The 15689-nt window shown below is 48.3% G+C and carries 17 protein-coding genes; 10 read left to right on the forward strand and 7 right to left on the reverse strand.

Going from position 1 to position 15689, the window contains the following annotated elements; genetic code table 11:
* Positions 1 to 4 precede the first annotated feature (4 nt).
* Positions 5 to 385 (forward strand): C6orf136 family protein, encoded by a 381-nt coding sequence (locus tag DXZ20_RS09795; protein WP_163703452.1) that lies wholly within the window; start codon positions 5 to 7, stop codon positions 383 to 385.
* A gap of 24 nt (positions 386 to 409) precedes the next feature.
* On the forward strand, positions 410 to 1171 hold the full coding sequence (locus DXZ20_RS09800) for a class I SAM-dependent methyltransferase (RefSeq protein WP_163697862.1): 762 nt from the start codon (positions 410 to 412) through the stop codon (positions 1169 to 1171).
* A 95-nt stretch (positions 1172 to 1266) separates the two neighbouring features.
* On the opposite strand, the gene DXZ20_RS09805 is transcribed toward DXZ20_RS09800, so the two are convergent.
* Positions 1267 to 2442 (reverse strand): TRC40/GET3/ArsA family transport-energizing ATPase, encoded by a 1176-nt coding sequence (locus DXZ20_RS09805; RefSeq protein WP_163663781.1) that lies wholly within the window; start codon positions 2440 to 2442, stop codon positions 1267 to 1269.
* A gap of 388 nt (positions 2443 to 2830) precedes the next feature.
* On the opposite strand from DXZ20_RS09805, the gene DXZ20_RS09810 reads away from it, so the two are divergent.
* Positions 2831 to 3238: a hypothetical protein gene (locus tag DXZ20_RS09810; RefSeq protein ID WP_163697864.1), complete on the forward strand. Its 408-nt coding sequence runs from the start codon at positions 2831 to 2833 to the stop codon at positions 3236 to 3238.
* Between the two features lie 86 nt (positions 3239 to 3324).
* Positions 3325 to 4482: a Holliday junction branch migration DNA helicase RuvB gene (ruvB, locus tag DXZ20_RS09815; RefSeq protein ID WP_163663760.1), complete on the forward strand. Its 1158-nt coding sequence runs from the start codon at positions 3325 to 3327 to the stop codon at positions 4480 to 4482.
* 35 nt (positions 4483 to 4517) lie between these two features.
* On the opposite strand, the gene vapC is transcribed toward ruvB, so the two are convergent.
* Both vapC and DXZ20_RS09825 read right to left on the reverse strand, forming a co-directional pair.
* A complete protein-coding gene (gene vapC / locus DXZ20_RS09820) occupies positions 4518 to 4925 on the reverse strand; it encodes a type II toxin-antitoxin system tRNA(fMet)-specific endonuclease VapC (protein WP_163697866.1) in 408 nt (135 codons plus the stop codon).
* A 2-nt stretch (positions 4926 to 4927) separates the two neighbouring features.
* Entirely contained in the window at positions 4928 to 5170 is a 243-nt protein-coding gene (locus tag DXZ20_RS09825) for a hypothetical protein (protein ID WP_163697868.1), read from the reverse strand.
* Between the two features lie 144 nt (positions 5171 to 5314).
* On the opposite strand from DXZ20_RS09825, the gene ccmP reads away from it, so the two are divergent.
* Positions 5315 to 5953, forward strand: coding sequence for a beta-carboxysome protein CcmP (gene ccmP, locus DXZ20_RS09830; RefSeq protein ID WP_006517563.1), 639 nt, complete (start codon positions 5315 to 5317; stop codon positions 5951 to 5953).
* Positions 5954 to 6355: 402 nt separating this feature from the next.
* Here ccmP and DXZ20_RS09835 read toward each other — a convergent pair whose 3' ends face one another.
* Positions 6356 to 6517 carry a hypothetical protein gene (locus DXZ20_RS09835; RefSeq protein WP_006517564.1) on the reverse strand — a complete coding sequence of 54 codons (162 nt, stop codon included), beginning with the start codon at positions 6515 to 6517 and terminating at the stop codon, positions 6356 to 6358.
* A gap of 137 nt (positions 6518 to 6654) precedes the next feature.
* Here DXZ20_RS09835 and DXZ20_RS09840 point away from each other — a divergent pair, with 137 nt between their 5' ends.
* Positions 6655 to 7971, forward strand: coding sequence for an extracellular solute-binding protein (locus DXZ20_RS09840; RefSeq protein WP_163697871.1), 1317 nt, complete (start codon positions 6655 to 6657; stop codon positions 7969 to 7971).
* On the opposite strand, the gene DXZ20_RS09845 is transcribed toward DXZ20_RS09840, so the two are convergent.
* Both DXZ20_RS09845 and DXZ20_RS09850 read right to left on the reverse strand, forming a co-directional pair.
* The gene (locus tag DXZ20_RS09845) at positions 7910 to 8989 is read right to left on the reverse strand and encodes a serine/threonine protein kinase (RefSeq protein ID WP_163697874.1); all 1080 of its coding nucleotides are present in this window, start codon (positions 8987 to 8989) and stop codon (positions 7910 to 7912) included. The genes DXZ20_RS09840 and DXZ20_RS09845 overlap by 62 nt on opposite strands.
* A 33-nt stretch (positions 8990 to 9022) precedes the next feature.
* Positions 9023 to 10333, reverse strand: coding sequence for an NB-ARC domain-containing protein (locus DXZ20_RS09850; RefSeq protein WP_163697876.1), 1311 nt, complete (start codon positions 10331 to 10333; stop codon positions 9023 to 9025).
* A 216-nt stretch (positions 10334 to 10549) separates the two neighbouring features.
* On the opposite strand from DXZ20_RS09850, the gene DXZ20_RS38195 reads away from it, so the two are divergent.
* Together DXZ20_RS38195 and DXZ20_RS09860 are read left to right on the forward strand one after the other, a co-directional pair.
* Complete coding sequence (locus tag DXZ20_RS38195; protein ID WP_163697878.1) at positions 10550 to 11596, forward strand: DUF2207 domain-containing protein; 1047 nt, start codon at positions 10550 to 10552, stop codon at positions 11594 to 11596.
* Entirely contained in the window at positions 11596 to 12195 is a 600-nt protein-coding gene (locus DXZ20_RS09860; protein ID WP_163697879.1) for a glycine-rich domain-containing protein, read from the forward strand. Before DXZ20_RS38195 ends, DXZ20_RS09860 begins: the two co-directional genes overlap by 1 nt.
* 227 nt (positions 12196 to 12422) lie before the next feature.
* Here the strand turns inward: DXZ20_RS09860 and DXZ20_RS09865 are convergent, their stop codons facing one another.
* Positions 12423 to 13985: a sensor histidine kinase gene (locus DXZ20_RS09865; protein WP_163697881.1), complete on the reverse strand. Its 1563-nt coding sequence runs from the start codon at positions 13983 to 13985 to the stop codon at positions 12423 to 12425.
* 208 nt (positions 13986 to 14193) lie between these two features.
* On the opposite strand from DXZ20_RS09865, the gene DXZ20_RS09870 reads away from it, so the two are divergent.
* Positions 14194 to 14871, forward strand: a complete 678-nt coding sequence (locus tag DXZ20_RS09870) for a response regulator transcription factor (protein WP_163697884.1) — start codon at positions 14194 to 14196, stop codon at positions 14869 to 14871.
* Positions 14872 to 14980: 109 nt separating this feature from the next.
* Positions 14981 to 15625 (forward strand): hypothetical protein, encoded by a 645-nt coding sequence (locus tag DXZ20_RS09875; protein ID WP_163697885.1) that lies wholly within the window; start codon positions 14981 to 14983, stop codon positions 15623 to 15625.
* Positions 15626 to 15689: the final 64 nt, after the last annotated feature.

Below are 15689 nucleotides of genomic sequence, written 5' to 3' on the forward strand. Positions count from 1 at the left end.
AGCCATGACGGTAATCGAGCAGATTAAAGCAGATTATGCCCGTTTTCCTGAGGCGCAAAGCTATCAAATCTATGCCAAGGATGTCTATTTCAAAGACCCCATAAATGAGTTTCGTGGCATAGAACGCTATCAGCGCATGATCGGGTTTATTGCACAGTGGTTCCGTAATATCGATCTGGAACTGCACAAGGTAGAACAGCCTCAGGCGAATACAGTTATCACTCGATGGACGCTGCACTTTACAGCGCCTACGCCCTGGCAACCCAGAATCTCTATTCCGGGTTGGAGTGAGCTACAAATTAATACAGAGGGGCTCATCTGTGCCCACATTGACTATTGGAATTGTTCACGATGGGACGTATTCAAACAGCTATTCGCCCCATGAAATCTCCTATCTCAGTACCTTGCCATGACCAGTCTCAACCCAACGGAACGATTTTCAGATCGAGTGGCAGACTACATTAAGTATCGCCCCGACTATCCAGAAGCTCTTTTTGCACAATTAAAAGAACAGTTTAGTCTCTCAGCATCTCATGTTGTGGCAGACATCGGCTCAGGTACAGGTTTGCTAACAAAACACTTTTTAGACAATGGCCATCGGGTGTATGGAGTAGAACCCAATACCAATATGCGTCTTGCCGCAGAAAGTATTTTGAATGCATATCCTAGGTTTACCAGCATTAATGGCCAAGCCGAAGCCACTACTCTTCCCGATGCTTCTGTCGATTGGGTGGTGGCTGGTCAGGCTTTTCATTGGTTTGATCTAGAAAAAACACCCGGAGAATTTGAACGCATTCTGAAACCAGGCGGTCATGTCGCTGTGATTTGGAATGTTCGTCTAGAGAGTGATCCGTTTCAGCAAGCCTATGAAGAGTTTTTGCTAACCCACTGTATTGAGTACAAACAAGTTAACCACCGTCGTCTAACATCTGCAACGTTAGCGGATATTTTAGCCCCACGTTCTATGGAAATGGCCGCCTTTGAAAATTCTCAAATATTTGACTATGAAGGATTAAAAGGTCGCCTGTTATCGTGCTCCTATGCCCCCAAAGCAGATGCGTCTAACTATGACATGATGCTGACTGAGCTGAGAACCCTTTTCAATCGCTATAGCCAACAACGAGAAATTGTGTTTCGCTACCGAACCAAACTCTACTACTTTGGCATGTAGCCTTGCGAATAAAGCGGCCTCAATATTCACTCAATGGCCCTGATCTCTTCGCAGAAGAGATCAGGGCCATCAGATGCTTCAATTTTGCAACCGTCTTAAGCGGCAAACTTGATCTTTAAATAATCATCTTCCATCTTGGCACCAGCAGGTTGTAATGCGGCTAAAGCCTGGGGTAGAACCAAATTACGGCGGTGGTTACCAATACGAATATTCAATTCATCAGCACTTTTACTGAGTTCAATTTGGCTCTTAGGAATACCTGGTAGATAAACTTCCAGACTATAATTATCCTGCTCTTGAACGACCCGTAATGTAGTCTCCTTATAATATACCTGGGTAGGATCTTCATCGCCGTAAATTGTCTCTTTGAGACGCTCTAGAGCTTCAATGCCACACATCTCTTCAGAGAATAGGGGGACTTCCTTCACAGGCAAGGGACGGAAGTCATCATGAATCTCTTGTCGATAAATTTGCTGATTCTCTTTCCAACGCTGAAAGAACGGGTCAGTAACCGTCTCTGGAATGATTCGATTGGCCACCACCATGTCGGTGCCCACATTGTAGAGACTGAGATATGCATGGGCACGAAGAGATTCTTTGATAACCATCTTTTCAGGGTTGGTTACCAGCCGTACGGATGTGGTAGTAGTATCGGTGAGCACCTTCTCCAGCTCGACTAGCTGCTCGTAGAATTCATAAGGTGCATCCATCACCTCAGTAGTCGGCAAAGAGAATCCGGCAACGGGGCGGAAGAGAGGCTCCACAATGGGCCTTAGGGCTGCAGATACGGCCTGAAAAGGCTTATATAGCTTACGCATATACCAGCCTGCAACCTCTGGCAAACTCAATAAGCGCAGTGCGGTACCGGTGGGAGCTGAGTCAATAATCAGCACATCGTACTCACCTTCATCATGGTGACGCTTCATGCGCACCAGACTAAAGATTTCATCCATTCCGGGCAGAATCGCAAGCTCTTCAGCTTCTACCCCTTCTAGACCACGGGCCTGCAGCACCTGAGTGATATAGCGCTTGACCGCACCCCAATTACCTTCGAGTTCACGCAGGGCATCCAGTTCTGCACCCCAAAGATTGGGCTTGACCTCACGCGGTGTATGCTCCAGCTCCATATCAAAGCTATCGGCTAAAGAGTGTGCTGGATCAGTACTGAGCACTAAAGTCTTGTAGCCAAGTTCTGCACAGCGTAACCCCGTCGCCGCTGCCACCGACGTTTTACCCACGCCGCCTTTTCCAGTCATCAGGAGTACGCGCATATATACCTTAGAAACGTTTACATTGTTTTACTTTAGCGACTTTTCGCCGTTTCCGGCAGAAGTCTTTAGACTGCATTATGAAATCCTATGGGTTATGCAGCCCAAGGGCCAATTTTAAAGATAGCTAAGCAACTCGTACCCTCCATCAGTAACAGCAAAACATCTGTGCTTGGCTGCTGCATCACTAGCACGACGTTTAAGAAAAAACATGGCAGAGCTTTGCAACCGATAGCTTTGCACTGCTGAGGGAACTCTGAAGAGGATAACGGCCCATTGTCTGCGATGGCGGCCTCCAGCGTCTGCCATAACTGCCATTTCTCGGGCCTCAATCGCCAGCTATGGAACGCATCAATCCGTTAAGTCGGCTTCTACCTATAGAGGATTTGTCATGCTTAAAAACTTACTTTTTCTAAGCTCTGCTTTGGTGATCGCGATCGCGACTCCAGCTGTTCGAGCAGCTGACTGTGTCTACCGATGTGGCTCTAATGAAATCCAATTTGCCCCTGGCCAGGCAGTAACACTGCAAGTCGTCAACCGTACCGGGGGGCGCGTGAGCCTCGAACGTGTTTTGGATTTTGAACCCTACGGCATGTGGCCTGATCAGACCATCACTATTGATGCCCAGATTGGCATAGGCGATTTATCAGTTGTATTTTGGGAAGCGGCTCAGCGCCCGATTGAAGTCAGGCTGCATCGCCCAGAAGCAGATACCCTACAAATTGAATTGCTACCCAGTGGTGCAGTTAATGACAGTGCTGTACACATTGTTAACGACGGACGCGTGATGATTTATTAAACGATATAGTACATTTGTTGCCGTTGCTGATTTATACACGTAAAAATTAGCAGCCATCATTTGTCTTTATCGTTGGTTGAGTTGTCATGGCAATCATTTCTTCCAAGCAGCCGGAATCAAATAAGCCAGACGATCAGCCACAGAAAGCTCAGTCAAAACCATCACCACCGGCTGCTCCAGCCAAAAAAAACCAGCTCTTAGAAACCTCAGCTCGCCCCGATGAGGTGAGTCGTAATGAAGACGGTATCCGACCTCACAGTTTGGATGATTACATTGGCCAAAAAGCGCTGAAAGAAGTCCTACAAATTGCGATTCAGGCCGCGCAATCCCGTAAGGAGCCCTTGGACCATCTGTTGCTTTATGGACCGCCGGGTCTGGGCAAAACCACCATGGCCCTGATTCTGGCCCAGGAAATGAAGGTGGATTGCAAAATTACAACGGCTCCAGCCCTAGAGCGCCCTCGCGATATTGCGGGTCTACTGGTCAATGCAAAAGCCGGAGACATCTTATTTATTGATGAAATCCATCGGCTGTCGCGGGTGACCGAAGAAATTTTGTACCCAGCCATGGAAGATGCTCGCTTGGATATCACCATTGGTAAGGGGCAAAGTGCCAGAACCCGCAGTATTCCGCTCCAGCCCTTTACCCTCGTAGGTGCGACTACAAAAGTAGGTGCCCTAACATCACCCTTGAGGGACCGGTTTGGTTTGATCCAGCGGCTACGGTTCTATGAGTTAGATGAACTGACCAGCATCATTTTGCGTACAGCCACCGTGCTCAAAACCGATATTGAAGAATCGGGAGCCATGGAAATTGCCCGGCGAGCTCGAGGCACACCGCGTATTGCTAACCGGTTACTGAAGCGGGTGCGGGACTATGTGCAAGTCAAAGCGTCAGGGCCAATTACGGAACAGATTGCTGGGGAAGCGTTAGAGCTGTTTAATGTGGATCCCTGCGGTCTCGATTGGACCGATCGACGGTTGCTATCGGTGATGATTGAGAACTTTAACGGTGGTCCAGTGGGTTTGGACACTATGGCTGCGGCCACTGGCGAAGATGCCCAGACCATTGAAGAGGTCTACGAGCCTTATCTGCTACAGATTGGCTATTTGCAACGCACACCGCGAGGTCGGATTGCCACTCCAGCTGCTTGGAAACACTTAGGCTACGATATACCCGAGCGACCCATTTTAATAACATCCACTCAGATTGATAGTGACAACGATCAACTATCTCTCATGTAATACAATATGAGAGATAGAGACATAGATTCTATCCTTTACACGCCAAGCTCCCAATCCTCCAATCGTAATCCTTCAACTCGGTCAAATTCACGAGTATTATGGGTCACTAATGTTAAGCCATTAACCATTGCAATTGCCGCAATCTGCAAATCATATGCCCCAATTGGTGTTCCTACACTGGCCAATTGTGCTCGAATCCTCCCAAACGCTTTGGCAGCTTCATCGCCAAAAGGTAATGAAACAAATTGCTGCAAAAATTCTTGCTGACGTTTAACAGTTTCAGTGGGATTATTGCTTCGCATTGCACCATAAAAAAGCTCAGCTTTAACCACCGAACAAACTGCCATTTCATTCAAGGGTGTTGCCAGCAAACGATCTCGCACCTTGGTAGAACGTCCATTCAAATACACTACGCAGACGTTTGTATCCAACAGGTAGTGCATTCCTAATCAAAAGCTCCAGTTAGATCATCATCAAGAGTCTCTGCAACACCCTGGGTATCAAGACTAATTGGATCATTAGCGCATACCCCATAGAGTTGAGCCAGGGGAGATGTCGTCGCAACTAATACCTGTACTGGCTGGTAAATAACCATAACCTCGACTTCTCGATCGATTACCCCAACCGGAATCTCAAGATGAAGGATGCCATCGTTGCCAATATGCTGCCGTACTCTGACGCTCTCCATGCTGGATGACTCCAAACTTATAAACTGAATCTTCTTTTATTCTCGCAAGATCCTTTGTAATTCTGCCATAGCAGCTATGTCTCAACACATCTTTGCCTGACGGTTACCTGATAAGATCGGCAGGTTATAAATTTTGACACGACCTTGGGTGTAGAACTTCGTAGCTACGTATATATTGACAACTTGCAACCTCAGCACGCTGCCTATATGGGCAGCGTTTCCATTGGCTTTTTGCCACTTCCGGGTGATGCTTCTCTGTGGATTGAGATTTCGCCAGGGATTGAGATTAATCGTATTACTGACGTTGCCTTAAAGTCGGCTGTAGTTACCCCTGGTGTACAGATTGTTGAACGTTTATATGGTTTATTAGAAATTCACTCCGGTAGCCAAGGTGAAGTGAAAGCAGCTGGGCAAGCGATTTTAGATGTGCTTGGCGTGAAAATGCGCGATCGCTTAAAACCACGTATGGTGTCTAGCCAGGTGATCCGTAACTTGGACCCGCACCATGTGCAGCTGATCAACCGCACCCGACGCGGCAATATGATTCTGGCTGGGCAAACCCTATACGTCATGGAAGTGGAACCTGCAGCTTATGCATCTTTGGCCGCAAATGAAGCCGAAAAAGCCGCCCAGATCAACATCCTGCAAATTTCCTCCATCGGTAGCTTTGGCCGATTGTATCTGGGGGGTGCGGAACGGGATATTTTGGCCGCTGCACGGGCAGTTGAATCAACTTTGGAAAATGTACCGGGTCGCGATCGCAACACCCTAAAACTCGAATAACCGATACCCCATAACTCCAATCACAAAAAAGAAATCACAAAAAAGAAAATCAACGACCATCCCTAGCGCGTTATCCAAAGGATGGTCAGTTGATTAGCACTTTGCGTCCTGCCGCCAGAAAACCCGATATCACTTGATCAACGTCACTTGCTCAATGTTAGTGAAAGGGTCAGCTGCCAATGGCAACGAAAACCTGAACCGGGGATGTTATTGGGTAGATGCTAGGGACAGATATGGCCCGTAGACACGGAGGACGCAAATTGGCAGTTGACCGCCAGTGCATTTGCTATGTGGATATACGGTAAAGGTAAACAAGGTTATGCAGTTCATAACCAAAGTTATGAATTAAAGCGGACTCATCACCTACCGCCCCAAAATTGTCAGATCTAAACCAAATATCCCTTAGTGCAGTTCCAATTCTTGAGCCATCAGCACGGGTACATTCCTATCAAAAAGAAACTCGCTATAGTCTGCTAAGTCATCGATCCCCAGCATTGACAACACAATTTCTGCTGCTAACCACACAAAAAATTTACCGAAGACAAATCTCCATCGAATATCCATGCAAGGCTTCCTCGACTGACCTGTGCATCGTAGAAAAGCTGCCAATCAGGAGCGCCATAACTGTCGTTATGAATTTAGTGTGATTACCAAAAAACAAACAGGCCCTAGCGTGATCCCCTTATGATAGAGACGCCTATGTGGTTGATGGTATTAACGTGCGTTCTAAAAGCCTGACAAAACGATGGTTTAAGCTGCTCATACTGGCCATAGCGGCACAGGTGCTATGTCTGGTGTTGTGGGGGGTGACCTGGCCAAAACCACCCGCCACAGAACTTTCGTTTGTAGTTCCCCAAGATGAGGTGCAACCTTGGGAAACTGTCATCACCGGCTTTGAAAAGAAATACCCCAATATTCGCATTCACCTGGTTACCGATTTAGAGATTGGCTACACCACGGACCAGCGCAAAGCCATCTACACCGCTGATTTTCAAGCCAGTGTCGCCCAATACGACCTGGTGTATATGGATATCGTCTGGCCACTACAGTTTGCAGAGCATTTACGGGATTTAACCCCCTATGTCCAGAAAGACCACCTAGATTTGTCAGATTTTTTAGCCAGTGACGTGGCAGCGGGGCAGCTAGATAGCAGCCTGTATCGCTTACCCATGCGGGCAGATGTTGGGGTTTTGTACTATCGCCAAGATCTGCTTAAACAGGCAGGCATGACATTGCCCCAAACTCTGGATGAATTATCCCAGGCTGTGGACACGCTTAAATCCTCTATCAATACGGGTTACCTGTGGCAGGGCAGTCGTTATGAAGGCTTAATCGCGAATTTTGCAGAGGTCATGGATGGTCTGGGGGCTCAATGGATTGAGCCAGAAACGGACAATGTCGGCTTAGATACGCCCCAAGCGATCGCATCGGCCAACCTATTAAAACAGCTGATTCAACAGAGGATCTCACCTGATGAGGTGATTACTTACACCGAAAAGGATGGGCTCCAACGGTTTTTGGAGGGACAAACCGTATTTTTGAGGGGCTGGCCCTATTTTTGGGAAGAGATACAGCAGTCAGACCTGGCTGGGAAGGTTGCGATCGCACTCCCCTTTGCTTTCAATAACACCCCTGGCATAGGTTGTCGTGGCGGCTGGGGGTTTGGCATTGCCCAAAATGCCGCCCACCCTACAGAAGCGTGGACAGCCATCAAGTACTTCACCAGTGCAGCCGCCCAAAAGCAATTTGTTCTCGCCTCCGGCTTTTTGCCCAGTCGCGCCAGCCTATTCCAAGACCCAGAAATTGTGGCGAAATACCCACAAATGCCCCAGCTACTGGGCTACCTGGAAAATTCATCCACATTTCGTCCCTTTATCAAAGAATACGGAGCCGCCTCAGAAATTTTGCAAACAGCCCTGGGCGATGTTTTAAGCGGACAACAATCTGCCGAAACCGCTATGAAGTGGGCCCAAGCTGAGACGGAGAAATTGCTACGCCCGGTATCTCAGGGCGATTAGAGGTTTGCTCAGTCATGCGCTGACGTGCAGACCACCATTGCCAACCCACAAACAGTTGCAATAGCAACAGTCCTATGTTGATGGCCATTAGCCAACGAATTTTGGTTTTCTCACTGTTGCCGTTAGTTTGCTGAACTAGAGACGGATTATTCAGCCGTGCCAGGAGAACCTCAGCGTTGAGGGGACGCTGCCCTGGGAAGGGGGCCATCATGTCATCCAGCAGTTGGACAAACCAGGCATCTAGCTGAGCTGTCTGATCCAGCCAGGTAAGTCGCCCAGTGGTGTCATCTTCGGGTAAATCAATGGGATGTTTGCCAGTTAGCAGATATACAAAGGAGCGACCCAGGGCGTAAAAGTCAGACTGAGGCACGGCACGGCCATTGATCTGTTCCAGGGGGGTATATCCCGGTGATACCACACTGGTGATATCTCGCTGACCGGCCACTTTGGCAAAGTAGGTGCTGGTCATGGGGCGGACTGTGCCAAAGTCCACCAGGGCCAGCTGACCCGTGGGACGCAGCATAATGTTGGCTAGCTTAATATCCCGGTGAAAAAGTTCTTCCTTATGGAGCTGAGCCAGCAGATCCACCAGCTGTCTGATCCAATCTATGGCCTGAGCTTGATCGATGGGGCCATGCTGCTGTAACCATTTATCCAGGTTCACCCCCTGGATATTCTCCATCACCAAACAATACAGCTGTCGCCCTTCAATCTCTAACGAGAAATAGCCATCGGGGTCTACCTGAGGAATACCCGGATGCTTCAGGGTTTGCAACGTAGCAGCTTCGCGCTCAAACAGGGGCTGCAAAATTTTCTTTTTGAGCACCTTAAGCACTTTTGTCTGGCCCTGGTCATCAATTTCAAACACCTCAGATGGTTCCCATTCATCTAACTCCCGCAGCGGTCGCAGCAGGCGATAACGACCTTCTATCAATAAAGGCGTTTGACACGACTTACAGTGGGACAGCCCGTCGGGGTTATCGCGATGGCCACACCGGGGGTTAATGCAATAGCTCATGGGTGATTCAGGACGGTAATGTCCGATCGGGTCTTAGGGTAGCTGCTCACGCACATATTCCATCACCACGGGAATCAGGGTAAAACCAGCGGGGCTTTTTTCAATCAGGGATTTACTTAGGAGAGCACTGATGGCAGCGAGTCCATCAGGATGTTTGATGTCTTCAATGGACATGGGCTCTGCTTTTTCAGCCAGCTGCCCCAGAATATCTTGTTCTGCTTCGGACAGACGCTCATACTGCTGATCGATGAGATATTTAATATCGCCAAACATGGTTCTGCCATGTCTGCGGAAGCGATCCACATCGCCATCAAACAACTCCTGAATAGTCATGGCGACAATTCTCAGCATCAGTGGATTCCCCCGATACTGGTTGATCAGGCCTTTCCAATGGGGCTTACCTGAGGCGGGTAGCCGTTCTGCAGTTAAGAGCTGCGCCCCATCATCGTACTTTAGCCCCCCTAATTCTAAATAACGAACAGGACTATTGGCAGCCCTCGACCCGGCAAGTTCGCGGTTACGTTCACGACTGGTGACCACGATACAGCTCTGGTGAGGCTGTTCGCCCAGACGCTTTAATAGCTCGCGATAGTTGCTGTAGTCTGGTGCATACTCACTGACAAGACTGCCGCTGCTGAGAATACTTTCTAAGTTATCGAGTACCACCAGACAACGGTGCTGTTGCAGGTAAACCATTAGAGCGCTGAGCTGGTCATACCATTCATCTGAATGGGGAATCACATCGTCTGGTAATTCATTCAGCCACTGACCTAGAACATTATCGAGGGTAGGTCGATGACGCAGGGATTGCCAAATAACCCCATCAAACTGAGTTTGCACTGCCTTGGCCAGGGTAATGGCGAGGGATGTTTTGCCCATCCCCACGGGACCAATAATGGATACAAATCGGCAGGCTGATGTGCCTAACATCCATTGTTGGAGCTGATCTAGCTCTACCTGACGACCATAGAGGACCGGAACATCTGGCATTTGGTCCCAGTTAATGGCCACTTGGGTAGTGCGGTAACCTGCTGCTTCGAGCCAATGGGCGACGTCACGCCAGCTTTCTAGGGCATTGCGATCGCGACCCGTCAGTTGCTCCACATAACGATACAACCCCTGGCTTAAGGCAACTTCCACCGTACGCGCTTCAATCCCCTCATGGTCAGAGATTGCCGCTGGGCTATACCTCAGCAGTAGGCCCCGCAGTCGCGTTTTCTCTAAATCCGTCAGCCCGTAGCGCTTATGGGGCATTAGTTCTGACTTAGCTTTTGCCAAATCCCCATAAAGCTGATCTAGATTCCACTGTGCCGCCGCTTGGGCAAAAAGCTGTTCTGTAGCCATCGATAGGACAACGAACTATGAATGATATTACCCGATCGTCTTCAGCGATATGCATCTATACACCATCAGTCCCAACATTCAGGTTGAAACCCCTTTGACAGTCTCAGGGCAAGACCTACTCCCCAACACTTCATAACCTAATCCATAACCAGCAATAGCCTCTAACCAACAATCAACGCTCCTAATCTGAGGTCATGCACCAAGAGGAATGAGCTTATGATTGCCGTTAAACGAAGAGCGGGTTGGCGATTATGCGCCGCCATCTTTACCTGTGTTCTCTGTTTTAGTATCAGCCTGGCCCAGGCAGCCACACCGTTTTTTTGGGATTCCATTGATGTGGATATGGCCCTGGAAGCGGATGGTGACCTATTAGTAACAGAAACTCAAAAGTATGTATTTACCCAACCCCACAGCAACGAACGCTATCGCTATATTCCCTTAGAAGGGATTGATAGCATCACAGATGTGGCGGTTTATGAAAACAATGAACCGTTAACGGTTCAAACGGGTCGCCGCAATAATGATTATTGGATTCGTTGGCAACATTCCTTGAATGCTCCTGCTGCCCATACTTTTGTACTTCAATATCGTGTTGTGGGGGGTATTCAGGTCAAAGGAAACCGTAGCCAGCTTTATTGGAATGCTCTCTTTCCTGAGCGGAGTGCTCCGATTAATCGCGGTAACGTAACGCTGCATGTGCCAGAGGTGTTAGCCGATCAAGTGAATAGTTTTCAGGGTGAAGGGGTGGCGAGTCGCGATCGTAAACTCAATCTCACCACCTATGAGTTTGTGACCAGTGGCCCTCTGGCACCACAACAGTTTTTGAATATTCGGCTCGAATTCCCCACCAGCGCGTTAAATATCCCACAGGCCCAGACAGATTATTGGAGCGTCAAGCAGTCATCTTGGGCTCCATTATTTAGTTGGGCAGTGCCAGGCATCTTTGTGATCGGTGTTTTTGGCAGCATTGTAGCGATTAGAAAACGTTGTCCTAATTGTGGCCAGATGACTCTGAAACGAACTAATCGAGTTGTGCAGAAATCAACCCGATCTAGGCGAGGGACAAGAGAAATTAGACACGTCTGCCAAACTTGCAACTACGATCGCAGGTTTAATCAAACCATTCCTCGTAAGTCGGCTTCGAGGTCCCATACTACTGTGTGGGGTGGCTACTATGGTGGCGATGGCAGTGGTGGCAGCGGTGGCAGTAGTGGTTGCGGCGGCGGTGGTTGCGGCGGCGGCGGCTGTGGAGGAGGTGGTTAATGCATACAACTCAACAGCTACGGATGAATTCTCAACAAGCAGAGCTTTATAACCGGCTTCAGATCTATGCTCTAGATCAACCAGGTGCACAGTTTTCGTTTAGTCAGCGTCTCGCCCAGGAAAATTGTTGGTCATTTAAGTACACGTGCAGAGTAATTGAAGAGTATAAGAGATTTGCGTTTTTGGCGGTCGTTGCTGGACATCCGGTAACACCGTCTGACCAGGTGGATCAGGTGTGGCATTTACATCTCACCTACACGCGCTCATATTGGGAGGATTTTTGTCCCAAGATTTTGCAAACGTCGTTGCACCATAAGCCGACGCAGGGAGGAGGTATGGAGCATGAGAAGTTTGTGGATTGGTATTCGCGTACGTTGGCTAGCTATAGGCAATTGTTTGGTGAGGAGCCGCCTAGGGATATTTGGCCTGAACCGGGGGAGCGATTTGGACAAGAGTTGGAGTTTGTAAGGGTGAATTTGCAGAGGAATTGGCTGTTGCCTAAGTTAGGCATTATTAAGACTTTAAAGTGCTGCTTACAGTGGGTTAGACAACGATGTTGGAGAGTATCGCGTCGTTCTATCAAATTCTTTGCTTCATAGTGATTTTCGTTTGAGCCATCTTGTCAAAATACTGATAAATGGGGTGATGGGGCTGCTCAGGGCTTTCCTCCCTGAAACCCTCCTGTTCGTGGGGGCCTAAACTCCCCCACACCCCCCGACAGGGTAGTCGTTTATGGCAACTATTTTGGGTTGGGAGACGGTTACGGCTAAGTCGATTATTAAGGTTCAGTATCCGTCACTAGATTGGCTTTAAGTATAGACGTCTTTTAACTGTTATACTCTGGCGATGATGGGGCCATGTCAGATAGCTGTTCGCTATCTTCTACCCAGGGCATATCTACAGAAAAGGTTGTGCCAACGCCCACCTGACTTTCTACTTCAATTTTGCCGCCGTGGAGTTCTAAACATTTTTTGACAACGGCTAGTCCTAAGCCACTGCCAGACAATGATTTTACGTTTTGACCACGATGGAAGGAGTCAAATAAGTGTTGCTGGTCGGCGGCTGGAACGCCAATACCTTGGTCGCTGACTTGAAACCGAGTTCGACTGTGTTCACCCCAAATATTAAGTTGAATTTCACTTTCTGGGGGTGAATATTTGATGGCATTAGTCAATAGGCTCATCAACATAGCGCGTAATAATCTCTCATCTAGAAAGGCTTCGTCATAGGTCCCTTTTTGCTGTACTAAAATATGGTGCTGCGACTGGGTATTAAATTTGACTTCCTCGACCAGGTGTTCGCAAAAAGATTGTAAATCAATCGTTTGAGGGTTAAATTCTAGCTTGCCTGCTTCAGCTCGGGTCAGTAGCAAAATATCGGACAACAGCTGTGCCATAGTCTTCGCGGCAGACTGAATGCGTCTAAGATTACGGGAACGTTTCTCTTCAGACCAGGCTACATTGCGGTTATCTAACAATTGTGCAGAGACTAAAATGGCGCTCAAGGGAGTTCTTAGCTCATGGGAGGCCAGGGAGAAGAAATTAAGTTTTAGATCGGTTAATTCCTTGGCTTGTTCAATCTCTTTATAGGTGGTTTCGATTTCCTGGCGACGGTTAAGCTCAGTGGTTAAAATCTCTTCTGTATTTTGTAAGGCATTTGTTTTAGCTTGAAGCTTATGGGTGAGCGCCTCTGTTTCTCGTTGCTGTGTTAACAGGGTTTGCTGGTGCTGCTTTAGGGTTTGCATCAGCCAGCCGTACAAAATGCTCAGGAGAATCACACCAAAGCCAGCTACCAACCCTGTCAACCAAAGATCATTATTGATGCTGACGCTGGTGTCTGCCATTTCCCACTGTAGTGCGGCGCTGCCCTCGTCTAACAATGCCTGCATCGCCAGATGGGCATCAACGCGAACTTCACTGCTTTGCTGGGCAATGTCTAGTTGCGCGGTTAGGTCCAGTTGTCCATTGTCGTATTGTTCAATGCCATCTTCTAAAATTTGAATGTGGGTTTCAGTGGCAACCCGTAACCGTTCTAAGGCTTCTCGATACACTAAATCTTCTTCAAAGGCGGCCTCTGTGTCTTCTAAATTTTCATGCTCTGCATCTAGCTCTTCAACATAACTATTAATCAGTTCAAGCTTGCTCTGATAGCGTTCTAACGCTTCTTCCTCACCTGTATTAAGATAAGAACGATGACTGGCTTCCGCTTCTGCGATCGCAACTAACAAGCCATTCAAATAGGCATATTCATTCCCCTCCACCTCCACCCAGTCAGATGGATTAACTCGACCGACAATTGCATTACGCGCCAGCAAGGCAGTCCCTAGTAGCGTTGCGATCGCAACACCAAACCCTACTGTTAGCCATTGCTGAGTGCGAGAACGATTCATCGGACAGAAGGGGGCAGACCCCTACCTTGAAACTTAAGCTTGCAGGATCCACCATAATCTAGACAGCGCGATTTAACCGTCGTTATAGTCAGAGTAAGGGTCGTTGTTGATTGGGGACATCCCGTCGGAGCTGTGATGACTCTGAACCTCACAGCTTATTCGTACCGAGGATCAGCAACGCTGAGTAATTCACTGGCAACATTTTCCCATGCGCATTCTCTTAGTCGAAGATGACCTACAGCTAGGTGAGGGATTGAATGAAGCACTCACCGATGAAGGGTACGTAGTGGACTGGGTAACGGACGGAGAAATGGGTTGGATTCAGGCAACTGACTTAACCTATGACTTGATGGTACTGGATGTCATGCTACCCAAAATCAACGGCATCCACTTATGTCGACGGCTACGAGAAACGGGCAGACGTTTGCCAATCCTGATGTTGACCGCTCGCGATACCAACACTGATAAAGTTGCTGGCTTAGATGCCGGGGCAGATGACTATGTGGTTAAACCCTTTGACTTACTGGAGTTGCTGGCCCGATTACGGGCGTTATTGCGGCGTGGCACTTTGAATGACACTGGCACAATGCTGGTGTGGGGACAGGCCCAGCTCGACTCAGTCACCCATGAAGTATTCTACGATGGTGCTCCTCTGCAACTAACGCCCAAAGAATTCAGCCTCCTGGAACTCTTTCTACGCAGTGGCCGACGAGTATTAAGTCGATCCGTCTTGATTGATCAGTGCTGGGCAACCAATGCACTGCCTGACGAAGAAACCGTCAAATCCCACCTGAAAAGCCTACGCCAAAAGTTGAAAAAGGCCGGTGCTCCCGCAGATTTCATTGAAACCGTGCATGGAGTGGGCTATCGATTAAAGCAATCATAGGGGTTACAGCCACTAACCGATTTCTACCCGAATTATTCCCTAGATTCTTCCAAACTGTTTTTTAGAGTGGGTGACGTAGCCTCAAGGAAATCTTAATTTCCAAAAGATTATGAAACTTAAAACTTTGTCTGTTTTACTAGGCGCACTCTCACTTGTGGCAATGCCTTTAGTTCGTCAAGTGCAAGCTGAGGAATTGGTCTGTCCAGACGAGTTCGAGGGGATTGAACTGAGCGAGGACCAACAGGTGCAATTGCTAGCATTAGAAGAGCAGTTGGACGATAGAATTGAGTCCATTATGCCTGCCACGCCTGAGTCAGAGGCGCAATTGGAACAACTGGAACAAACTTTCGAACAGCAAGTCTCATCAATGTTGTCACCTGAACAGGAACAGCAAGTGGGTCAGCTCAATGCCTGGGTTGACGAAAGCGTTGCTAGCGTCGCTCCTGAGCTAGAAATAGAAGAGGATCCTGCCCTCTCAGCAGATCAGGAGGCAGCATTAGACATGATCGCAGAAGAATACGATCGCAACTTTCAGAGCATTTTGACACCTGAGCAACAGCAGCAGGTTGAAGTGCTTGAAGAACAGCTAGACGCCGAAGTAGAGGCTACCATGCCAGAGCCCAACGCTGAGCAAGCAGCCAGTATTGAAGCCGCAGAAGCAGAATATGAACAGGCTGTGCTTCAGGTTCTTACCCCAGAACAGCTACAGCAAATCGAAACCAATTTGGCCGCCTGTGCCGTAAACGAGTTCTAAATCACTCGGACACCGATCTTCTAGGCAATCCTGACTGATAGTGCTCGGTATCGCAGGGCATGGC

Origin of the sequence: Adonisia turfae CCMR0081 (assembly GCF_011009555.1) — a bacterium.
In the GTDB taxonomy this organism is placed as follows: domain Bacteria; phylum Cyanobacteriota; class Cyanobacteriia; order Phormidesmidales; family Phormidesmidaceae; genus Leptothoe; species Leptothoe turfae.

Bases quoted from the DNA above. Each gene is read 5' to 3' on its own strand.
- DXZ20_RS09795 (WP_163703452.1), top strand. From the start codon at position 5: ATGACGGTAATCGAGCAGATTAAAGCAGATTATGCCCGTTTTCCTGAG.
- DXZ20_RS09800 (WP_163697862.1), top strand. From the start codon at position 410: ATGACCAGTCTCAACCCAACGGAACGATTTTCAGATCGAGTGGCAGAC.
- DXZ20_RS09805 (WP_163663781.1), bottom strand. From the start codon at position 2,442: ATGCGCGTACTCCTGATGACTGGAAAAGGCGGCGTGGGTAAAACGTCG.
- DXZ20_RS09810 (WP_163697864.1), top strand. From the start codon at position 2,831: ATGCTTAAAAACTTACTTTTTCTAAGCTCTGCTTTGGTGATCGCGATC.
- ruvB (WP_163663760.1), top strand. From the start codon at position 3,325: ATGGCAATCATTTCTTCCAAGCAGCCGGAATCAAATAAGCCAGACGAT.
- vapC (WP_163697866.1), bottom strand. From the start codon at position 4,925: ATGCACTACCTGTTGGATACAAACGTCTGCGTAGTGTATTTGAATGGA.
- DXZ20_RS09825 (WP_163697868.1), bottom strand. From the start codon at position 5,170: ATGGAGAGCGTCAGAGTACGGCAGCATATTGGCAACGATGGCATCCTT.
- DXZ20_RS09835 (WP_006517564.1), bottom strand. From the start codon at position 6,517: ATGGATATTCGATGGAGATTTGTCTTCGGTAAATTTTTTGTGTGGTTA.
- DXZ20_RS09845 (WP_163697874.1), bottom strand. From the start codon at position 8,989: ATGAGCTATTGCATTAACCCCCGGTGTGGCCATCGCGATAACCCCGAC.
- DXZ20_RS09850 (WP_163697876.1), bottom strand. From the start codon at position 10,333: ATGGCTACAGAACAGCTTTTTGCCCAAGCGGCGGCACAGTGGAATCTA.
- DXZ20_RS38195 (WP_163697878.1), top strand. From the start codon at position 10,550: ATGATTGCCGTTAAACGAAGAGCGGGTTGGCGATTATGCGCCGCCATC.
- DXZ20_RS09860 (WP_163697879.1), top strand. From the start codon at position 11,596: ATGCATACAACTCAACAGCTACGGATGAATTCTCAACAAGCAGAGCTT.
- DXZ20_RS09865 (WP_163697881.1), bottom strand. From the start codon at position 13,985: ATGAATCGTTCTCGCACTCAGCAATGGCTAACAGTAGGGTTTGGTGTT.
- DXZ20_RS09870 (WP_163697884.1), top strand. From the start codon at position 14,194: ATGCGCATTCTCTTAGTCGAAGATGACCTACAGCTAGGTGAGGGATTG.
- DXZ20_RS09875 (WP_163697885.1), top strand. From the start codon at position 14,981: ATGAAACTTAAAACTTTGTCTGTTTTACTAGGCGCACTCTCACTTGTG.